The organism is Shimwellia blattae DSM 4481 = NBRC 105725, assembly GCF_000262305.1.
Taxonomy (GTDB): domain Bacteria; phylum Pseudomonadota; class Gammaproteobacteria; order Enterobacterales; family Enterobacteriaceae; genus Shimwellia; species Shimwellia blattae.
On the sequence record NC_017910.1, the window covers coordinates 1,698,662 to 1,715,879 of the forward strand.

Consider the following 17,218-nt stretch of genomic DNA (forward strand, 5'->3'; position numbering starts at 1 on the left):
AAATAAGGCCATGACAGTGTCATGGCCTTGTTATCTGTTTACCCGGTCAGGGAATTATTTGCCGACCTGGTGGCCGATAATACCGCCCACTGCCGCACCGCCCAGGGTACCCAGGGTGCTGCCGTCAGTCAGTATTGCCCCACCCAGAGCACCGGCACCGGCACCAATTGCAGTGTTACGATCGCGTTTTGACCAGTGGCCACACGCGGACAGAGACATTGCCAGTGTAATAGCAAGCAGGCCTGCGGCGATTTTTTTGTTATTTAATTTCATTCTACTTTCTCCTGATTTAATGAATCACGGGAAACTTACCCATATCGGGTGTCAGAGACCTGTACTGGATACCGTGAAACCCTCTTGCGATAACGGACGTATCAGATAACGCGGATGACCGCCACTTCCTGTTATATCGCATGAGTATATTTTAAATTGTAGTAAAAAATACCACAGGGAAATTATCCTAAAGGGCGATTGGGAATGCTCTGAAGCTGTGTAAAGAAATGCCCGGCGTAGCGGTTTTTCTTTACATATAACTCAGGCAGAAACAATGTCCAGCCGCGCATAACGGGCAGTTAACTGCTGGCGTAGTGCCTGGCTTAGCCCGTTGTCGGTTATCACCCGCGTCAGGGCGCTGTCCGGGCCCAGAGGGTAGGGGTGCAGCTGGTTAAATTTGGAACTGTCCGTTAACACAATCCCCTGTGCGCCGTTTTCCAGCACGCTGTTGACCACCTCGGCACGCATCATATCCCGGCCGGTAAATCCGCTGGCGGGCTGCCAGCCATCAATGCCGATAAACGCCCGGGTAAAGTGGATCTGCTGTAAAAACTGGCGGGTGAGCGGCCCGACCATACTCTCACTTTTTTTCTGGTAGATACCGCCGGGTAAGATAACCTCACAGGGGGTGTCTTTCAGCAGGTGGGCGATATAACAGCTGACCGTCACCAGGGTGATTTTTTTCTGCTCAGCCAGGGTGCGGGCCAGCAGCGCATTACAGCTGCCGTTTTCAATAAACACCGTTTCACCATCTGCCACCAGGCTTGCGGCATACTCCGCCAGGCGCTGCTTGAGCGGGTAGTTATCCATCATCCGGGTGCCCACATCATCGCTTTCCAGCCCCAGAGCATAGCCGTGGGCGCGGCGCAAAAAATTCTGCTTTTCCAGCAAATTGAGATCCTGGCGAATGGTCACCTCAGACACCCCGGTGAGTTTCGCCAGCTCTACCACGCTCATCCGGCCGCGATCAGTGACCAGCTGTAAAATAATCTGTTGTCTCGAATTCATAGGGGCCTGTTTATCAGGCGGTGGCCGGGGCCACCGCCCTGTCAGTTAAAGCGTATGCTCAGTGCGGGCAATAATATCATTCTGAGCATCCGGCGATAAGGCCGTAAAGAAGGCGGAATACCCCGCCACCCGCACCACCAGATCCCGGTACTGATCCGGGTGGCGCTGGGCTGCCAGCAGCGTCTCCCGGGAGACAATATTGTACTGCACATGCCAGCCCCGGTGAGCCTCAAAGAAGGTGCGCAGCATCGCCATCAGTTTGGCTTTGTCGCGCGGGTTTTCAAGGGTGTCCGGGTTGAGCTTCTGGTTGAGCAGCACACCGCCAAGAATACGCTCCGTGGGCAGTTTGCCGACGGAATTGATAACCGCCGTCGGGCCCAGCCGGTCCGTACCGGATGCGGGGCTGGCCCCTTCTGCCAGCGGGGTGTGCGCTTTCCGGCCATCCGGTGTTGCCATGGTGGCGGCACCAAAAGGCACATTGGCGGAAATCGACGAGGTGCCCGCATAGTAGGTGCCCCCCAGGGGCCCACGGCCATAGCGGGTATTGTGGTATCGGGTAAGTTCGTCAATATAGCTCTGGTATGCCCGGCTCAGCAGCAGATCCACATCGTCATCATCGTTGCCGTACTTCGGCGCGCCGTTTATCAGGCGCTGGCGCAGCTGCTCCCCGGGTAAACCGTCAAAATCACCGGCCAGGGCCGCGGCCAGATCCTGCTGGGTTATCAGGCCCTGGTCGAAAACCAGTTTGCGCACGGCGGCCAGGCTGTTGCCCAGGTTGGCTATCCCTACCTGCAGGCCGGAAACCCAGTCATATTTCGCGCCCCCCTGTTTAATGCTCTTCCCGCGCTCAATACAGTCATCCACCAGGGCTGAACAGAGAATGTCGTGGGCGTTCTCCTCCAGCACCGTGTCCACCACGCATTCGATCTCGATGGATTTGCGGGTGTAGTAGCGAATCTGGCGATCCCAGGCGGCTAACACCTCATCAAAATGGCCAAAGTTACCGGCAGACAGGGCCTGCGCCTGGGGCAGAAAGACGTTGCCGGTCGTGGCGTCCCGCCCGCCTTCCAGGGCCGCCAGCATCACCCGGGCAACGTTGATAAAACTCATCCCGGTGCAGCGATACCCCCATTTCCCGCCCACCGCAGTTTCGATACAGCCAATGGCCGCATAATCGAAGGCATCTTCCCGGCTGACACCCAGTTTAATAAACGCATCAATTACAATTTCATCATTATTAAACGCGGGCATACCAAAGCCGCAGCGGATCACCTGCACGCAGGCGGCGAGGAAATCATCCCCCATCCCCGCATGGTAGCGGACACTTAAATTGGGCTGGGTAGAGCGCAGGCGGCCGCAGGACTCAAGAATCGCCCAGGATAACGGGTTAACCGCATCGACCGGAACACCGTTACGCAGGGTCTGGCCGCCGATGGTCACGTTCTGGTACAGGGGGCTACCGGCAGAGGCTTTGGAATGGGAGCCGGAGCGGATTTTATTGACCTCCAGCAGCTTCAGCCAGCAGCTTTCCAGCAGCTCAATGGCCTGCTCCCGGGTCAGGGTCGCCTCCAGCTCAACATCGCGGCGATACCAGGGGTAGAGATACTGATCCAGCCGCCCAAAGGAGACCGAGTGCCCGTTAGATTCTATCTGGAGCGTCAGCTGCACGAAGTAACAGAGCTGCAGCGCCTGCCAGAAGGTTTGCGGGGGCTGGTGGGCAATCTGTTCACAGTTGGCGGCAATGGTCAGCAGCTCTGCGCGGCGGGTTTCCCGGGGCTCCCGGGCGGCCATCTGCCGGGCCAGGGCCCCGTAGCGCAGAATATGCCCGCTCAGGGCGTTAAGGGTGATATCAATGGCGTTCAGAAACTGCGCCTTGTGGAGATCGCCCTGGTCAGTCAGCTGTAGCCGCGACTGGCGTTCGGCCACTTTTTCCCGCAGACCGGCAAGCCCCTTTTCCAGTAACAGGGGGAAGTTCACCGCCAGGTGTGCATCCCCGGAGGTCATATTGCCTTCGGCTTTGATTATCCCGCTGGCCAGCAGCGATTTTTGCTCTTCGGTAAACATGCCGTAGCAGCGGTCCTGCACGGTTTGCCCGCGCCACCAGGGGCAAATCTGGTGGATCACGGCTTTATCCTGCTCGGTGACGGAAAACCCCGCCCCGGGGCGATCGCCCAGCTCGTCAATTTCGTGCTCGATCCAGCTGACCGTATACTCAGGAAACAGCGGCGCGCCGCGCACATGGCTTGCCTGGTTACCCACGATAAGCTCGTCGTGCTTGATCCAGATAGTGCGCGCGGCCAGGTGGTGGGCCAGCGCCAGGGCCCGGCGCACCGGCAGAGGCTTATCCTGGTGGGCCTGGTATATTTCCGTGTAATGCCGCGCCCGCTCAGTACACACCGGCGGTTTAACAATATGGATAAGCGCCTGCTTATGGGCACTTATCCGTGGGCTGAGGTAGTCCAGGTTCAGTTCAGTCATCGTGTTATCCTCTAATCCAGGCGGTCATGCCTTTCTGGTCAGCATACTGGCAGGCAAAATCCAGCAGTGCCGGGGCGTCCAGTGGGGTCGTGGGGGCCAGGTAGGGCTGGCCGAGCATCTGATATTTACCGATGCCCAGGGTGTGGTAAGGCAGAAAATGAATCTCTTTTGCGCCCAGGGTATCGGCGGCAAAGTCAGTTATCTGGCGGATGGCATCGGGGCTGGCGTTAAACTGGTCAATCAGCGGCACCCGGATCACCAGCGGAATATTCCGTGCCGCCAGGCGGCGAAAGTTATCCATCACCCGCTGTGCGCTGCCGCCGGTCCACTGCTTCATGGCCCGGGGATCAACATGCTTCAGATCCGCCAGCAGCAGATCCAGGTTATCCAGCGACGGGGCAATATATTTCCAGGGAACGTGCAGGCAGCTCTCTGCGGCGGTGTGGATCCCGGCGGCTTTGCTGCGCGCCAGGATCTCTGCCGCAAGTGCGGGCTGCATAAAGGGCTCACCGCCGGATAAGGTGACACCGCCGCCGCTGCGGTCATAGAAGGGCTTGTCGCGCAGCACCGCGGCCATAATGTCATCAACCGGGCGCGGCTCGCCGCAAACCACCAGTGCACCGGTCGGGCAGCATGTCTGTAAATTATCAAGATCCCGCTCACTCAGCGCCGCCCGGTGGATAACCGGCAGCGGGCCATCCCGGCGGATGGCGTGGGGGCAGGTGTCGGCACAAAGCCGGCAGCCCTCAAGGCACAGGCGCGCGTCAAACAGCACGTCGCGGCCCGGGTTGCGGCTTTCCGGGTTCTGGCACCAGCGGCAGGCCAGCGGGCAGCCTTTTAAAAAGACCACCGTGCGGATCCCCGGACCATCATGTGTTGAGTAGCGTTGCAGGTTGAACAGCATCTGGCCTCCGGGTGGTGTGTTTCTTTTGAAGATTAAATAACTTTCGAATGAAAGTTTTATTGACCTTAATCAACGGTCAGCACCGGGGCGTGGCTATGATAACCACACTGTGATCGTCACCATGAGGAAGAGAACGATGGAGCTCTATTTAGATACGGCCGATGTTGCCGCTGTAAAACAGTACGCGCGGATCCTTCCGCTACACGGGGTGACGACCAACCCGTCGATTGTGGCGCAGTCCGGGGTGCCCCTGTGGGACCTGCTGCCCGCACTGCTGGAGGCGCTGGGCGGATCCGGGCGGCTATTTGCCCAGGTGCTGGCTACCCGGGCCGGGGAGATGGTCAGTGAAGGCCAGCGCCTGGCGGAGCGGGTGCCGGGGCTGGTGGTCAAGGTGCCGGTCACCGCCGAAGGGCTGGTGGCTATCCGGCAGTTACGCGCGCTGGATATTCCGGTGCTGGGGACGGCGGTATATGGCGCGGCCCAGGGGTTACTGGCGGCGCTGGCCGGGGCCGGTTACGTGGCGCCTTATGTGAACCGCCTGGATGCCCAGGGCGGGGATGGCATCGCCCTGGTGAGCGATTTGCAACAACTGCTGACCCTGCACGCCCCCCGGACCCGGGTGCTGGCGGCCAGTTTTCGCACCCCCCACCAGGTGTTGTCGTGCTTATTAGCCGGGTGTGAGTCCGTAACGCTGCCGCTGGATGTCGCCGGGCAGTTACTGAACACCCCGGCGGTGTGTGCTGCGGTTGAGAAGTTCACGGCCGACTGGCAGGGGGCCTTTGGCCGCACCACGCTGTAGGGAAGGTCAGATCTCCCAGGGGGAGGGGGTGTTGCCCGGGGTATTTTGCCCGGGCTCATGGCTGAGCGCCTGTAATTCGGCTTTCAGGATCTCAAGATTATTAATGGCAGAGGCGTAATCCCCGGCAACCAGAATATCCAGCACGGTATCAATCCGCTGTGTCAGTTGGGTAAGATTAATATCGGTCATTACTGTTAGTGGCTCCTGTTGGTCATTATGACCTGATAATGCAGGAATCTGGCGTAAAAGAGAATCACCTTGCCGCACGCTTTTACGCCATCATCGGCAGGGGGGACGGGCGGCTTTTCCCCCGGCGGGTATTGTCTTCAAGCCAGCGCTCCAGATCCTCTGCGGGCATCGGCCGGGCGAATAAAAACCCCTGGCGCTGCTCAATCCCGCAGGCGGTAATAAAGTTATCCTCTTCGGGGGTTTCGACACCTTCGGCAATAATTTCCATCTCCAGCACGTGCGCCATCGCCACAATTGCCTGTACCAGCGACTGGGTAGACGGGTAGCGATGCACATCCCGGACAAAACTTTTATCCAGCTTGACTGCGTTAATCGGGAAGTGAACCAGCTGAGACAGGGAGGAATAACCGGTGCCGAAGTCATCAAGGTGGATCCTGGCCCCGAGGTGGCGAAAGGCGCGGATCATGGTGCGGGCCTGGTGTTGATCCGGCGCCAGGCAGCTTTCTGTCAGCTCAATATCCAGCGGGCTGCGGCTGAAGTTCAGCTGGCGCAACCGGGCCTTGTGGGCCAGAAACAGCTCGCCGTCGCACAGCTGCAAGGGGGAGAGGTTAACCGCCACCCGCAGATGAATGCCGTTATCGCGCCAGCGGGCGGCTTGCTGTAGCGCCTGCTCCATCACCCAGCGGCCAATGGCGATAATCTGCCCGGTGGATTCGGCAAAGTGAATAAATTTTGCCGGGGAGATCATCCCGCGCCCGGGCGAGCGCCAGCGCAGCAGGGCCTCCACATCGCTTACGCTGCCGTCGGCGTTAATCTTGGGCTGGTAGTGGATCTCCAGCTCCGAAGACGGCAGCGCCCGGGCGAGGTAGTTATCCAGCCACAGGTAATCAAAGACCTGGGCATTAATGTCCGGGCTGTACAGGCAATGGCGGTTGCTACTGCGCCGCGCGGTGTCGAGTGCGGCACTGGCGTTGCGAATCAGGCGCAGGCTGTCCCTGCCGTGAAACGGGGCGATAGCCATACCCACCGCGACAATGGATTTGTTGTCCGGCAGATCGAGGTTGAGGATCCGTTTTGCCAGCACCGTCAGGCGGCGTGCGGAGGCCGGTACACAGGAGAGCCACATCTGCCCGTGGTGGGTCAGGATCATCTGCTGGCCGCTGAGCAGCAGCCGGTTGATGCGTGATTTGATGCGCGCCATTGCGTCGTCCGGGGCGGCAATCTCCACCACCATCAGCGCCACCTGTTTACTGGCTGACTGCATCATAATGTGCTGAATATGGCGCGATACCACCTGCGGGAGCAGCGGGGCGCAGTTTACCGGCGTTGACTGAAGTGCCGTGGTGGTGATGCTGCGCTTATCGGTAATTTCCATCCCGGAGCAGACCAGATAGCTCTCCGGCTGACCATCGGGGTGGTGAATAAACGTGGTGCGAAACAGGATCTGGTGCTGGCGGTGGGCGGTCTGTACCCGGACTTCTGTATTCAGGGCGCCGTCCTGGTAACGAAAACCGTGGATGGTGGCCCAGACACCGCTACTGGCCTGGCGATGCATAAACAGGCGAAAGGCGTTCTGGCCGATAACATCCGATTCGGTGAGCCCGGTGACCTCTTCACAGATCTTGTTAAAGCGCTGAATATTACCGTGGTGATCGAGGATAAGAATCGCATTCTCACCATTTTCTGGCAGTTGTTCAAAAAGCGAGAGTGCCGCAGAAAGTCCCTTCATAGCGTACCTTAGCCGAAAAACGCAGAGTCATGTGCAGGGATAAGACCATACTCACGGGGACAGGGGAATAATGCAAAATGCTGAATGGGGGCTAAGCAGAAAACGACGGCACGAATGTGCCGTCGTCAGGGGCCGGATCAGGCCGGTCGGGCGATAACGCTGCGCGTTTCCATACGTACTTCGGCAATGGTCACATCAATCACATCGGTGACTTTGCAGAACAGCTCGCCTTTGATCTGTATGGTGCCGTTTTCCTGGCTGATGACCAGCTCGTCGCGTACCGGGTGGATAAACGGTGCCGGAATAAACGCCACGGCGCCATTATCGACCAGCCGCACGCGCATGCCGCCACGGCTGACATCGATAATCTCTGCGGCGAAACGGGTATCCGTACCGGCTTTATCTTTCAGGAAGCGGGCATACAGCCAGTCGCCCACGTCACGCTCCGCCATACGGTTAAGGCGGCGGCGTTCAGACATCTGCACGGTGACTTCAGTATCCGGGCGCTGGGCGGTTTCTGATTTGATAATCGCTTTCAGCAGGCGGTGGTTGATCATATCGCCATATTTACGGATAGGTGAGGTCCAGGTGGCGTAGGCTTCCAGGCCAAGGCCAAAGTGAGGGCCCGGCTCGGTGCTGATCTCCGCAAAGGACTGGTAGCGGCGGATGCGGCTGTCAAGGAAGCCGGTGGGCTGGGCGTCCAGCTCGCGGCGCAGCTTACAAAAGCCTGCCAGGGTCAGCACTTCCTGGGGGTCTACGTCCATACCGTGGCTTTGCAGCATGGTGCTGAGCTGTTCAATGTTGGCCGGATCAAACCCGGTATGTACGTTGTAGATACCAAAGCCCAGCTTGTCGCGCAGCACCAGGGCCGCACAGACGTTAGCGGCGATCATCGCCTCTTCAACAATCCGGTTGGCAATGCGGCGCGGCTCGGCAACGATGTCCAGCACTTCGCCTTTCTCACCGAGGATAAACCGGTAGTCCGGGCGGTCCTTAAACACCAGCGCGTGGGTCTGGCGCCACTGGGCACGGCGCTGGCAGAGGGTCTCCAGCAGGCGAATCTGACCGGCGATGGCGTCGTTCTCCGGCGACCATTCACCGCGGCCTTCCAGCCAGTCAGAGACATTGTCATAGGCCAGTTTGCCTTTGGACTCGATAGTGGCGGCAAAGAACTGGATATCATCACCAATACTGCCGTCTGCGGCGATGGTCATGCGGCAGGCCAGGACCGGGCGGGGCTCACCGGCGCGCAGGGAGCAGAGATCGTCAGACAGCTCCCGGGGCAGCATCGGGATATTAAAGCCCGGCAGGTAGTTGGTAAACGCGCGGATACGGGCGGCATTGTCCAGTTTGCTGCCCGGTGCAATCCAGGCGGTAGGATCGGCAATGGCGACCAGCAGGCGGATATCGCCGTTTTCGGCCATTTCGGCGTACAGCGCATCGTCCATATCTTCGGTGCTGGCGCTGTCGATGGTGACAAAGGTGACATCGCGGAGATCTTCACGCACCAGTCCTTCGTCAATAATATCGGTGGCAATACCATCCGGGGCTTCACGCTCCAGGTTATGGCGCGCCAGGGTGACCCACCAGGGGGCCAGATGGTCATCCCCGTAGGTGATAAATTGGGTCAGCTCGGCGTAGAAGCTGCGGTCACCCTTCAGCGGATGGCGGCGCATTTCGGCCACGGCCCAGTCACCGTCCACAAATTCGTGGCTCACATCCCGGCCCGGGCGGCAGAAGACGGCGTCTTTAATCAGCGGATGATCCGGCACAATCGACAGGCGATCGTCTTTTTTCTGCACCCGGCCGACAAAACGGGTCAGAAAGGGCTCTACCAGCTCTTCCGGCTCGGCGGTTTCACGATCTTTGTCCGTATGGATAACCGCAATAACCCGGTCGCCATGCATGACTTTTTTCATCTGCGGCGGCGGAATAAAGTAACTTTTGGTGGCGTCGACCTCTAAAAAGCCGAACCCTTTTTCGGTTCCCTTGACCACCCCTTCTGCGCGGGGAGTCTGGGAGTGTAGCTGTTGTTTTAGCTGCGCAAGCAGCGGGTTGTCCTGAAGCATATCGTTGAGTTTTAGTAGCCAAAAGAGCGGCTGACAGTTTTACGCGATTCCGCCCCATGCGGCAAGCGCTGTTTCTGATAAACCGCCGCCTGGCGCTTATGACGGGCGGCCATACAGGCTAATATTCAGGCGGTTTATCCAGCCGGCCAGGGCCGCCCGGGTGAGGAGCTGAAAGCTCCCGGCGCTGTTAAGCCCCCGGGCGGTTAACCCGGCAATATGCCCGGCACCGATCCGCGACGGGGCGCGGATCATCAGCAACACCGGTTCAATAATCTCCCGAAACCGGGGGTGCCCGTGGCCCCAGGCGTGAATTGCGCGCTCGCCGTTGCGTATTGCCTCCGGCAGGGCCTGGTCCAGGCTCCAGTCGTGGCTGGCGGCCATAAAACAGGGCAGGCTGCCGGTCACCCGGGCGCTGAGCAGGCGGATAAGACACGCGGTATGGGCATCCGGGGTTGCCACCGTAAGCCGGTTGAGCAACCGCCAGCTTTCCGGATCCCGCGCCAGTACCCCGGACAGAGGGTGCAGAGGGGCGGTATCGGCGCCGCAGGTAACGGGGGGCGTGTAGGGCTCCGGTGCCAGGGCAGGCTCCCCGGCGGGCTCCGCCAGGGAGAGAAACCGGTCGGCGGGCGCATCCCCGGGGATATCCATCCCGGGCAGCCAGCGGGCGGTCATGCCGTTAAAGGCGTGCAGGGCGGCGATAACCCGGGCCTGGAAGCCCACAAAGCCTATCAGGTGGACAAAGGTCACCACGTCGTTTTCCGTCAGCCCCACACTCAGAAGCTGGCGGGTGGCCGCATTATCAATACAGGAGGGGTTACCGGCCAGCTGGCGGGCAAACTGGGTTATCTGGGTTAACCGGTGGTTACTCTCCCGGGAGGAGTCCGGCCCGGGTTCCGGTGCCAGGCGGGCGGAGTAGTGGCTACACAGGCGCTGGACCCCGTACACCTGGGCTACGGTGAGCGCCGTGCTGAGCCGGTCATAGGGGCTCAGGGTGTGCAGGCGATCGAGTGCCACCCGGGGCGGGAAATAGAGCCTGGCGAGTGCGCGTGCCGTCTCCAGCCAGGGGGCGTCTGCCGCACAGAGCGTGTCGGGCCACGGGCAGTCCAGTAAAAAGGCGTCGGCCACCCGGGGGAGATCGGCCACCCGCACGGGCGTCTCTGCCGGGCAGGGGCGGGATTGCGTTTCATGATACCAGTGGCTTTTGGCAGCAAGATGGCGTTGTTCCATGGGCATTCCTGGTCAGTGATCATGGGGCTGCGAAAATCAGGCAATATGTGGCGCAGCCCGGTCCGGAGGCATTATCCTGGCGTAAGCGCGACGTGAAGTGAAAGAATGGCGGGTGATAATAAATAGCGGAAAGCTATAACGGATGAGAGGGATGTTATAACCGGGAATAAAACAGGGCCGCCGGGCGGCCCTGTCGGGGAAACTTATTTCAGTTCCAGTTCGTTCATCGCAGCGATGCTGAAGCCGCCATCAACGTGAACCACTTCACCGGAGATACCCGCTGAGAGGTCAGAGCACAGGAACGCGGCAGAGTTACCCACATCTTCAATGGTCACGGTGCGGCGAATCGGGGTGACCGCTTCACAGTGGGCCAGCATTTTACGGAAATCTTTAATACCGGATGCGGCCAGGGTGCGGATCGGGCCTGCGGAGATGGCGTTAACACGCACACCTTCCGGCCCCATGGCGTTTGCCATGTAGCGCACGTTCGCTTCCAGGGAGGCTTTCGCCAGGCCCATCACGTTATAGTTCGGGATAGCGCGCTCAGCACCCAGGTAAGAGAGGGTCAGCAGGGCGGCGCCCGGGTTCAGCATGCTGCGGCAGGCTTTCGCCATGGCAACAAAGCTGTAGGAGCTGATGTCGTGGGCAATTTTGAAGCCTTCACGGGTAACCGCATTCACATAGTCCCCGTCTAACTGATCGCCCGGCGCAAAACCGATAGAGTGAACAAAACCATCGAATTTCGGCCAGGATTTCGCCAGTTCAGCGAACATGGTGTCGATGCTGGCGTCTTCAGCCACATCACACTGCAGAACGATTTTTGCACCCAGGGCAGCGGCAAACTCTTCAACACGGCCTTTCAGCTTTTCAGTCTGATAGGTTAAAGCCAGTTCTGCGCCTTCGCGCTGCATCGCCTGGGCGATCCCGTAAGCGATGGAGCGGTTGCTGGCTACGCCAGTAATCAGAATACGTTTACCGGTAAGAAAACCCATAGTTTTGATCCTTATCGTTGGTTCTCAGTGCGCCCTTATACAATCCGGCGCTACTACTGCGTAAGTGGTGTCATTAAACAGCCCGCGATTATATCCCACCGCTGCGGCCATGTGTCACGTTATTTTTCCCGGAAACGGGCGGGCGCTATTCGCGCCGCCAGGCATCCCGGCGCCAGGCGTCCGCCGTGAGCACCTCACCGAAGTGGCTGGTAATAAGCCGGCGGGTTAACTCATGCAGCGGCGCGGCGAGCACATCGGCAGTGCTGCCGCGCTCGACCACTTCGCCCTGGTGCATCACCAGCACCTGATCGCTGATGTGCTTCATCATGCCGATGTGCTGGGTCACATAAATGTAGGAGATCCCCTGTTTTTCCTGGAGCTCCAGCATCAGGTTTATCAGCTGCGAACGCATGGACATATCCAGGGAGGCGAGGGCTTCGTCGGCCACGATAACCTTCGGGCGCAGGATCAGCGCCCGGGCCAGCCCCAGACGCTGTTTTTGCCCCGGGGCCAGCATATGGGGGTAGTAGCTGGCGTGGTCCGGCAGCAGCCCCACCATGCGCAGGGTTTCCACAATGCGCTCCTGGCGCTTTTCCGCCGCGAGGCTGGTGTTCAGCCGCAGGGGGAAATCGAGGATCTGTGAAATACGCTGGCGCGGATTCAGGGAGGTGCTCGGATCCTGGAAAATCATCCGGATCTGCTGGCTGCGAAACGCATAATCCCCGAAGTTGAGCGGGCGGTCGTCAATCAGCAGTTGGCCGCTGCTGGGGGAGATAGTCCCGGCGAGCATTTTGGCCAGGGTTGATTTCCCGGAGCCGTTCTCACCAATAATCGCCAGGGTCTGGCGCTCGCGCAGGGTGAAGCTGACATTTTTTACCGCATCGACGGTCTGGCGGTGAAACCAGCCGGTGCGGTAGCGAAACGTTTTGCTCAGGTTGCGTACTTCGAGCAGTGTCTCAACCATCTTAGTCCCTCTCCATATTCAGCGGGAAATGGCAGGCAAAAAGATGATTTTTGACGCCAGTCAGTCGCGGGGTTTCAATACACTGGCGCTGGGCATAGGGGCAGCGGGGCCCCAGCCGACAGCCCATCGGCAATTGTTCCAGCAGGGGAATCGCCCCCTGGAGGGTATTGAGCCGGCTCTTATGGGGAATGGGGCTGCCAAAATCGGGGATCGCCCGGATCAGCGCCTGGGTGTATGGGTGGTGCGGGGCGTTAATAAGCTCCTCGCTGGGGGCGCTCTCTACCGTTTGCCCGCAGTACATGACGTTGATCCGGTCGGCCCAGTGGGTCAGCATTTGCAGGTCGTGGCTTATCAGCAAAATGGTGGTGTTATTGTTCTGGTTCAGCCGGGTGAGCAGGCGGAAAATCTGGGCCTGGGTGGTGGGCTCCATGGCGTTGGTGGGCTCGTCGGCTATCAGCAGGCGCGGCTGGTTTGCCAGCGCAATGGCGATCATCACCTTCTGGCATTCGCCTTCGGTGAGCTGATAGGGAAAACTGCGCATGATGTCTTTGTGATCTTTGATCCCCACCCGGTGCAGCAGCTCAATTGCGCGGCGTTTGCGCCAGCCAATACGCTGCCACCAGCGGCCTTTATAGGTCCAGCCGGGGATCGACTGCACCAGCTGGCGGCCGATTTTTTCTGCCGGATCCAGGCAGGACTGGGGCTCCTGGAAAATCATGGAGACGTTATGCCCCATCAGCCGCCGCCGCTCCCGGTGGGTCAGGCGCAGCAGATCGATATCATCAAAGCGCATCCGGTCGGCGGTGACCCGCCAGTTATCTTTGCGCACGCCGCAAATGGCTTTGGCGATAAGGCTCTTCCCGGAGCCGGATTCCCCCACCAGACCGCGGATTTCCCCTTCGGTCAGCGTCATATTGACCCGGTCAACCGCTTTTACCCAGCCATCGCCGGTGCGAAATTCAATGGTCAGATTACGAATATCAAGCAATGCCATTACTGCACTCCCGCATCAATTGCTCTGCGGATCCCGTCACCCAGCAGGTTGACCAGCAGCACGCTTATCATAATGGCCGCACCGGGTAACATCACCGTCCAGGGGGCCACGTAGATAAGCTCCAGGGCATCCCCCAGCATGGCGCCCCATTCCGGGGAGGGTAACTGGGCCCCGAGGTCAAGAAACCCCAGCGCCGCAATATCAAGAATAGCCATCGACAGGGCGCGGGTTATCTCGCCGGTCAGGGTGGCGGCCGTATTGGGTAGTACCGCAAACCACAGCAGATTCAGGGTGGTGGCGCCGTCAAGACGGGCGGCGGTAATGTACTCTTTTTCCAGCTCGTCGTGGACCATGGTATACACCGAGCGCACCATGCGCGGCAGCAGCGCCAGCCAGACGGCAAACATGGCGTGGCTGAGGTGCGGCCCGGCAAAGGCCACCACAATAATCGCCAGCAACAGCGACGGAATAGACAACAGGGTATCCAGAATATGGTTGAGCACCGCCGAGCGCAGCCCGTGGGTGGCCCCGGCGAAAATCCCCAGCGCCAGGCCACAGACGGTGGCGGCAAGGGTGACCACAAAAGCCCCGCCCACGGTGGGGGCCGCGCCGCTCAGTAAGCGGCTCAGCACGTCGCGGCCCAGATCGTCCGTCCCGAGGAAAAAAGAGACCTCCCCGTAACGGGACCAGGAGGGGGGCAGTAACTGGTAGCCCATAAACTGCTGGTCGATTCCGTAGGGGGAAAAGACGCCGCCGAACAGGCATAACAGTGCCAGCGCGCCGCAGCCATACAGGCCGGTCATGGCGGCGGCGTCAGCGTAAAACTTGCGCCAGGTGGTCCTCAGCGTTCCCGGGGGGCGTTTCTCGCTGTAGACGTTATCATCGTAAGGCATACCATTCCTTATTTCTTAGTGGGTTTGCCATGGCACCGAAAATGTCGGAAATCACGTTGACACAAATCACCAGCGAGCCAATCACCATCACCCCGGCGGAGATGGCGGCGTAATCCTGCTGGCGAATGGCGTTAATCAGCCAGCGGCCAAGGCCCGGCCAGTTAAAGACCATTTCGGTGATCATCGCCAGGGTCAGCATGGTGGAGAACTGAAGCCCCAGCTTCGGAATCACCGGCGGCAGGGCGTTATGCAGCACATGGCGATGCAGGATGGTCAGCCGGGAAACGCCGCGGGTGGCGGCGGCTTTAATGTAGTTTTTATCAAACACCTCCATGGTGCTGATGCGCATCAGGCGCACCACTTCGGTGGTGGGGGCCACCGCCAGGGTGACCACCGGCAGCACCATATGGCGAATGGCGCTGTCTATCATCTCATGGCGCCAGGGTGAGTCAGACAGCCAGGCGTCGATCAGGGCAAACCCGGTGACGCGCTTCACCTCATAGAGCAGGTCAAAACGCCCGGAAACCGGAAACCAGCCCAGAGTCAGCGAGAAGAACAGCGTCAGCAGCAGTGCCAGCCAGAACACCGGAATGGAAAAGCCCAGCAGGGACAGGGCGCTGATGATGGTATCCTGCCACTTTCCCTGGGTGATCCCCGCCAGCATCCCCATCGGGATGCCGACAATCAGCGCCAGGGTAAAGGCCAGCAGGCACAGCTCCATGGTGGCGGGGAACACCTCGCGCAGCTGGGCGCTGATCGGCTGTCCGTTAATGCTGGAGACGCCAAAATCCCAGTGCATCAGCCCCTCAAACCAGAACACCCACGCATTCCACAGGCTGGCCCCCTGAAGGGGGGCGCGCGGGGTAAAGTAGGAGAGGCTAAACCCGACCAGGGCCAGGAACAGCAGGGTCACCACCAGTAGCAGTAAGCGGCGCAGAGTATAAATAATCATGGTTTTTTCGCCTTCTCCATCACCCGCTCAACCCCGGCAAAAGAGGCGTTACCAAACGGGCTGAGAACCAGACCTTTAATATCGTAGCGATAGGCCAGCAGCCGCAGGGATGAGGCCAGCGGTAATACCGGCAGCTCCCGGGCCAGAATGGTCTGGGCCTGATCGTAGGCATCAATACGCGAGGCTAACTGCTGTGAGAGCAGCGCCTTTTGCAGCACGTTATCAAACTCAGAATTACACCAGTGGGCGTAGTTGGTCTGGGAGTTGATGGCCGCACAGCTGAGCAGCGGGCGGAAAAAACTGTCCGGGTCGTTACTGTCGGTTGCCCAGCCCGCGAGTGTCAGATCGTGGTTCATCTCCATCAGCCTGGCTTCCTGGAAACGCCCCTCCACCGGCACAATCACAACCCGTACCCCCACCTGGGCCAGATCCGCCTGCAGCAGCTCTGCGGTTTTCAGCGGGCTGGGGTTCCAGGCCTGGGAAGAGGTCGGCACCCACAGTTGCAGGGTCAGATTCTTGATCCCCAGAGCCTGTAGCTGCTCGCGGGATTTTTGCGGGTTATATTCCGTGACCTGGGCCTCGCCATCGTAAGCCCAGGAGGCGCGGGGCAGAATAGAGGCCGCCGTTTCGGCTGTCCCGTAGTAGATGGACTGCATCAGCCGCTGGTTATTAATTGATAACGCCAGCGCGTGGCGCACTGCCGGGTTATCCAGCGGTGGCTTATTGGTGTTAAACGCCAGATAGGCGATATTCATCCCCGGGCGCAGCGACAGGCGCAGGCGCGGATCGTCACGCAAAATTGTCAGCTGGCTGGCCGCAGGCCAGGCCAGCACATCACACTCGCCGGTCAGCAGTTTGGACAGGCGACCGGTGCCGCCGGAGCCCAGATCAACCACCACCTGGGGCATCAGCGGCACGCCGCGCCAGTAGCCAGGGTGGCGCGCCAGGCGAATATACTGCCCGGTGTGGAAATCACTTAACTGAAATGGCCCGGTGCCCACCGGCTGGCGATCAAGCTGCTCCTGGTGGCCTGCACTGGCCAGTTGCCGGGCATACTCCTCCGACAGTACCGACGCATAGTGGGTTGCCAGGTGCCACAGAAAGGAGGCATCCGGGCGGCTTAAGCGAAACTCCACCGTGTGGTTGTCGATTTTCGTAACGCTTTGCACCGTATCGCCAAACTGTAAGCTGTCGAAATAGGGAAAGCTGTCGCCGTTAACATCGTGCCACGGGCTGTTGCGGTTAATGATGCGGTTAAAACTGAATACCACGTCATCTGCATTCAGCAGGCGGCCCGGGGTAAACCAGGGGGTGGTCTGAAAGGCCACATCCCGGCGCAGGTGGAAGCGGTAGGTTGCGCCGTTGTCCAGCACTTCCCAGCGTTCAGCAAGCTCGGGAACCAGCCGGTAGGTGTAGGGATCTACATCCAGCAGGCGATCGTAGAGTTGTGCGGCCAGTGTGTCGACCACCAGGCCACCGCTGGCTTTCTGGGGGTTAAAGGTGTTGATTTGCCCGTTGACACAATAGACAAACCCGCTTTGCCGGATATCCGCCGTTTTTCTGGCGGGCGGAGCATCCGCGGCAGCGGCGCTGAAACTGCTGGCAAGCAATAACAGAAAGGGGAGCATTACGCGCATAAGTTTTTGACTTTTCCTGACCAATGTTCAGAGTGTATCGCACTCTGCCTGTGACCCCAAAATTCCCTGCACAACTGCTGGCTTTATCAGCTATTTGTGGTGGTTTTCCC

At 59.6% G+C, this 17,218-nt stretch carries 15 protein-coding genes; 1 reads left to right on the forward strand and 14 read right to left on the reverse strand.

Annotated features, from left to right (window positions below; all coding sequences use genetic code 11):
• Window positions 1-54: 54 nt before the first annotated feature.
• The 4 genes from osmB to EBL_RS07880 form a co-directional block, all read right to left on the reverse strand.
• Complete coding sequence (osmB, locus tag EBL_RS07865) at window positions 55-273, reverse strand: osmotically-inducible lipoprotein OsmB (protein WP_002443116.1); 219 nt, start codon at window positions 271-273, stop codon at window positions 55-57.
• A gap of 261 nt (window positions 274-534) precedes the next feature.
• Window positions 535-1,281, reverse strand: coding sequence for a DNA-binding transcriptional regulator YciT (gene yciT / locus EBL_RS07870; RefSeq protein WP_002443118.1), 747 nt, complete (start codon window positions 1,279-1,281; stop codon window positions 535-537).
• A 45-nt stretch (window positions 1,282-1,326) separates the two neighbouring features.
• Window positions 1,327-3,759: a formate C-acetyltransferase/glycerol dehydratase family glycyl radical enzyme gene (locus tag EBL_RS07875; protein ID WP_002443120.1), complete on the reverse strand. Its 2,433-nt coding sequence runs from the start codon at window positions 3,757-3,759 to the stop codon at window positions 1,327-1,329.
• Between the two features lie 4 nt (window positions 3,760-3,763).
• Window positions 3,764-4,663, reverse strand: coding sequence for a glycyl-radical enzyme activating protein (locus tag EBL_RS07880; RefSeq protein WP_002443121.1), 900 nt, complete (start codon window positions 4,661-4,663; stop codon window positions 3,764-3,766).
• Window positions 4,664-4,799: 136 nt separating this feature from the next.
• Between EBL_RS07880 and fsa the strand changes: the two genes are divergently transcribed.
• Entirely contained in the window at window positions 4,800-5,462 is a 663-nt protein-coding gene (gene fsa / locus EBL_RS07885) for a fructose-6-phosphate aldolase (protein ID WP_002443123.1), read from the forward strand.
• Between the two features lie 6 nt (window positions 5,463-5,468).
• Here the strand turns inward: fsa and yciZ are convergent, their stop codons facing one another.
• From yciZ to sapA, 10 genes are all read right to left on the reverse strand, one after another.
• Entirely contained in the window at window positions 5,469-5,651 is a 183-nt protein-coding gene (yciZ, locus tag EBL_RS07890) for a protein YciZ/DeoL (protein WP_002443125.1), read from the reverse strand.
• A gap of 82 nt (window positions 5,652-5,733) precedes the next feature.
• Window positions 5,734-7,380: an EAL domain-containing protein gene (locus EBL_RS07895; RefSeq protein WP_002443127.1), complete on the reverse strand. Its 1,647-nt coding sequence runs from the start codon at window positions 7,378-7,380 to the stop codon at window positions 5,734-5,736.
• A gap of 137 nt (window positions 7,381-7,517) precedes the next feature.
• Window positions 7,518-9,449, reverse strand: coding sequence for an exoribonuclease II (locus tag EBL_RS07900; protein ID WP_002443129.1), 1,932 nt, complete (start codon window positions 9,447-9,449; stop codon window positions 7,518-7,520).
• Between the two features lie 96 nt (window positions 9,450-9,545).
• The gene (locus EBL_RS07905) at window positions 9,546-10,676 is read right to left on the reverse strand and encodes a CMD domain-containing protein (RefSeq protein WP_002443131.1); all 1,131 of its coding nucleotides are present in this window, start codon (window positions 10,674-10,676) and stop codon (window positions 9,546-9,548) included.
• Between the two features lie 203 nt (window positions 10,677-10,879).
• On the reverse strand, window positions 10,880-11,668 hold the full coding sequence (fabI, locus tag EBL_RS07910; RefSeq protein ID WP_002443133.1) for an enoyl-ACP reductase FabI: 789 nt from the start codon (window positions 11,666-11,668) through the stop codon (window positions 10,880-10,882).
• A gap of 145 nt (window positions 11,669-11,813) precedes the next feature.
• The gene (gene sapF, locus EBL_RS07915) at window positions 11,814-12,632 is read right to left on the reverse strand and encodes a putrescine export ABC transporter ATP-binding protein SapF (protein ID WP_002443135.1); all 819 of its coding nucleotides are present in this window, start codon (window positions 12,630-12,632) and stop codon (window positions 11,814-11,816) included.
• A 1-nt stretch (window position 12,633) separates the two neighbouring features.
• Complete coding sequence (gene sapD, locus EBL_RS07920; RefSeq protein WP_002443136.1) at window positions 12,634-13,626, reverse strand: putrescine export ABC transporter ATP-binding protein SapD; 993 nt, start codon at window positions 13,624-13,626, stop codon at window positions 12,634-12,636.
• The gene (gene sapC / locus EBL_RS07925; protein ID WP_002443138.1) at window positions 13,626-14,519 is read right to left on the reverse strand and encodes a putrescine export ABC transporter permease SapC; all 894 of its coding nucleotides are present in this window, start codon (window positions 14,517-14,519) and stop codon (window positions 13,626-13,628) included. The genes sapD and sapC overlap by 1 nt, the downstream gene beginning before the upstream one ends.
• Window positions 14,506-15,471, reverse strand: coding sequence for a putrescine export ABC transporter permease SapB (gene sapB / locus EBL_RS07930; RefSeq protein WP_002443140.1), 966 nt, complete (start codon window positions 15,469-15,471; stop codon window positions 14,506-14,508). The genes sapC and sapB overlap by 14 nt, the downstream gene beginning before the upstream one ends.
• Entirely contained in the window at window positions 15,468-17,108 is a 1,641-nt protein-coding gene (gene sapA / locus EBL_RS07935; protein WP_002443142.1) for an ABC transporter substrate-binding protein SapA, read from the reverse strand. Before sapA ends, sapB begins: the two co-directional genes overlap by 4 nt.
• Window positions 17,109-17,218: the final 110 nt, after the last annotated feature.

What these genes read in the sequence shown, in the direction of transcription:
- fsa (WP_002443123.1), top strand. Translation starts at nt 4,800, where the DNA reads ATGGAGCTCTATTTAGATACGGCCGATGTTGCCGCTGTAAAACAGTAC.
- yciT (WP_002443118.1), bottom strand. Translation starts at nt 1,281, where the DNA reads ATGAATTCGAGACAACAGATTATTTTACAGCTGGTCACTGATCGCGGC.
- EBL_RS07900 (WP_002443129.1), bottom strand. Translation starts at nt 9,449, where the DNA reads ATGCTTCAGGACAACCCGCTGCTTGCGCAGCTAAAACAACAGCTACAC.
- sapF (WP_002443135.1), bottom strand. Translation starts at nt 12,632, where the DNA reads ATGGTTGAGACACTGCTCGAAGTACGCAACCTGAGCAAAACGTTTCGC.
- EBL_RS07880 (WP_002443121.1), bottom strand. Translation starts at nt 4,663, where the DNA reads ATGCTGTTCAACCTGCAACGCTACTCAACACATGATGGTCCGGGGATC.
- sapA (WP_002443142.1), bottom strand. Translation starts at nt 17,108, where the DNA reads ATGCGCGTAATGCTCCCCTTTCTGTTATTGCTTGCCAGCAGTTTCAGC.
- fabI (WP_002443133.1), bottom strand. Translation starts at nt 11,668, where the DNA reads ATGGGTTTTCTTACCGGTAAACGTATTCTGATTACTGGCGTAGCCAGC.
- sapD (WP_002443136.1), bottom strand. Translation starts at nt 13,626, where the DNA reads ATGGCATTGCTTGATATTCGTAATCTGACCATTGAATTTCGCACCGGC.
- yciZ (WP_002443125.1), bottom strand. Translation starts at nt 5,651, where the DNA reads ATGACCGATATTAATCTTACCCAACTGACACAGCGGATTGATACCGTG.
- EBL_RS07905 (WP_002443131.1), bottom strand. Translation starts at nt 10,676, where the DNA reads ATGGAACAACGCCATCTTGCTGCCAAAAGCCACTGGTATCATGAAACG.
- sapB (WP_002443140.1), bottom strand. Translation starts at nt 15,471, where the DNA reads ATGATTATTTATACTCTGCGCCGCTTACTGCTACTGGTGGTGACCCTG.
- EBL_RS07895 (WP_002443127.1), bottom strand. Translation starts at nt 7,380, where the DNA reads ATGAAGGGACTTTCTGCGGCACTCTCGCTTTTTGAACAACTGCCAGAA.
- osmB (WP_002443116.1), bottom strand. Translation starts at nt 273, where the DNA reads ATGAAATTAAATAACAAAAAAATCGCCGCAGGCCTGCTTGCTATTACA.
- sapC (WP_002443138.1), bottom strand. Translation starts at nt 14,519, where the DNA reads ATGCCTTACGATGATAACGTCTACAGCGAGAAACGCCCCCCGGGAACG.
- EBL_RS07875 (WP_002443120.1), bottom strand. Translation starts at nt 3,759, where the DNA reads ATGACTGAACTGAACCTGGACTACCTCAGCCCACGGATAAGTGCCCAT.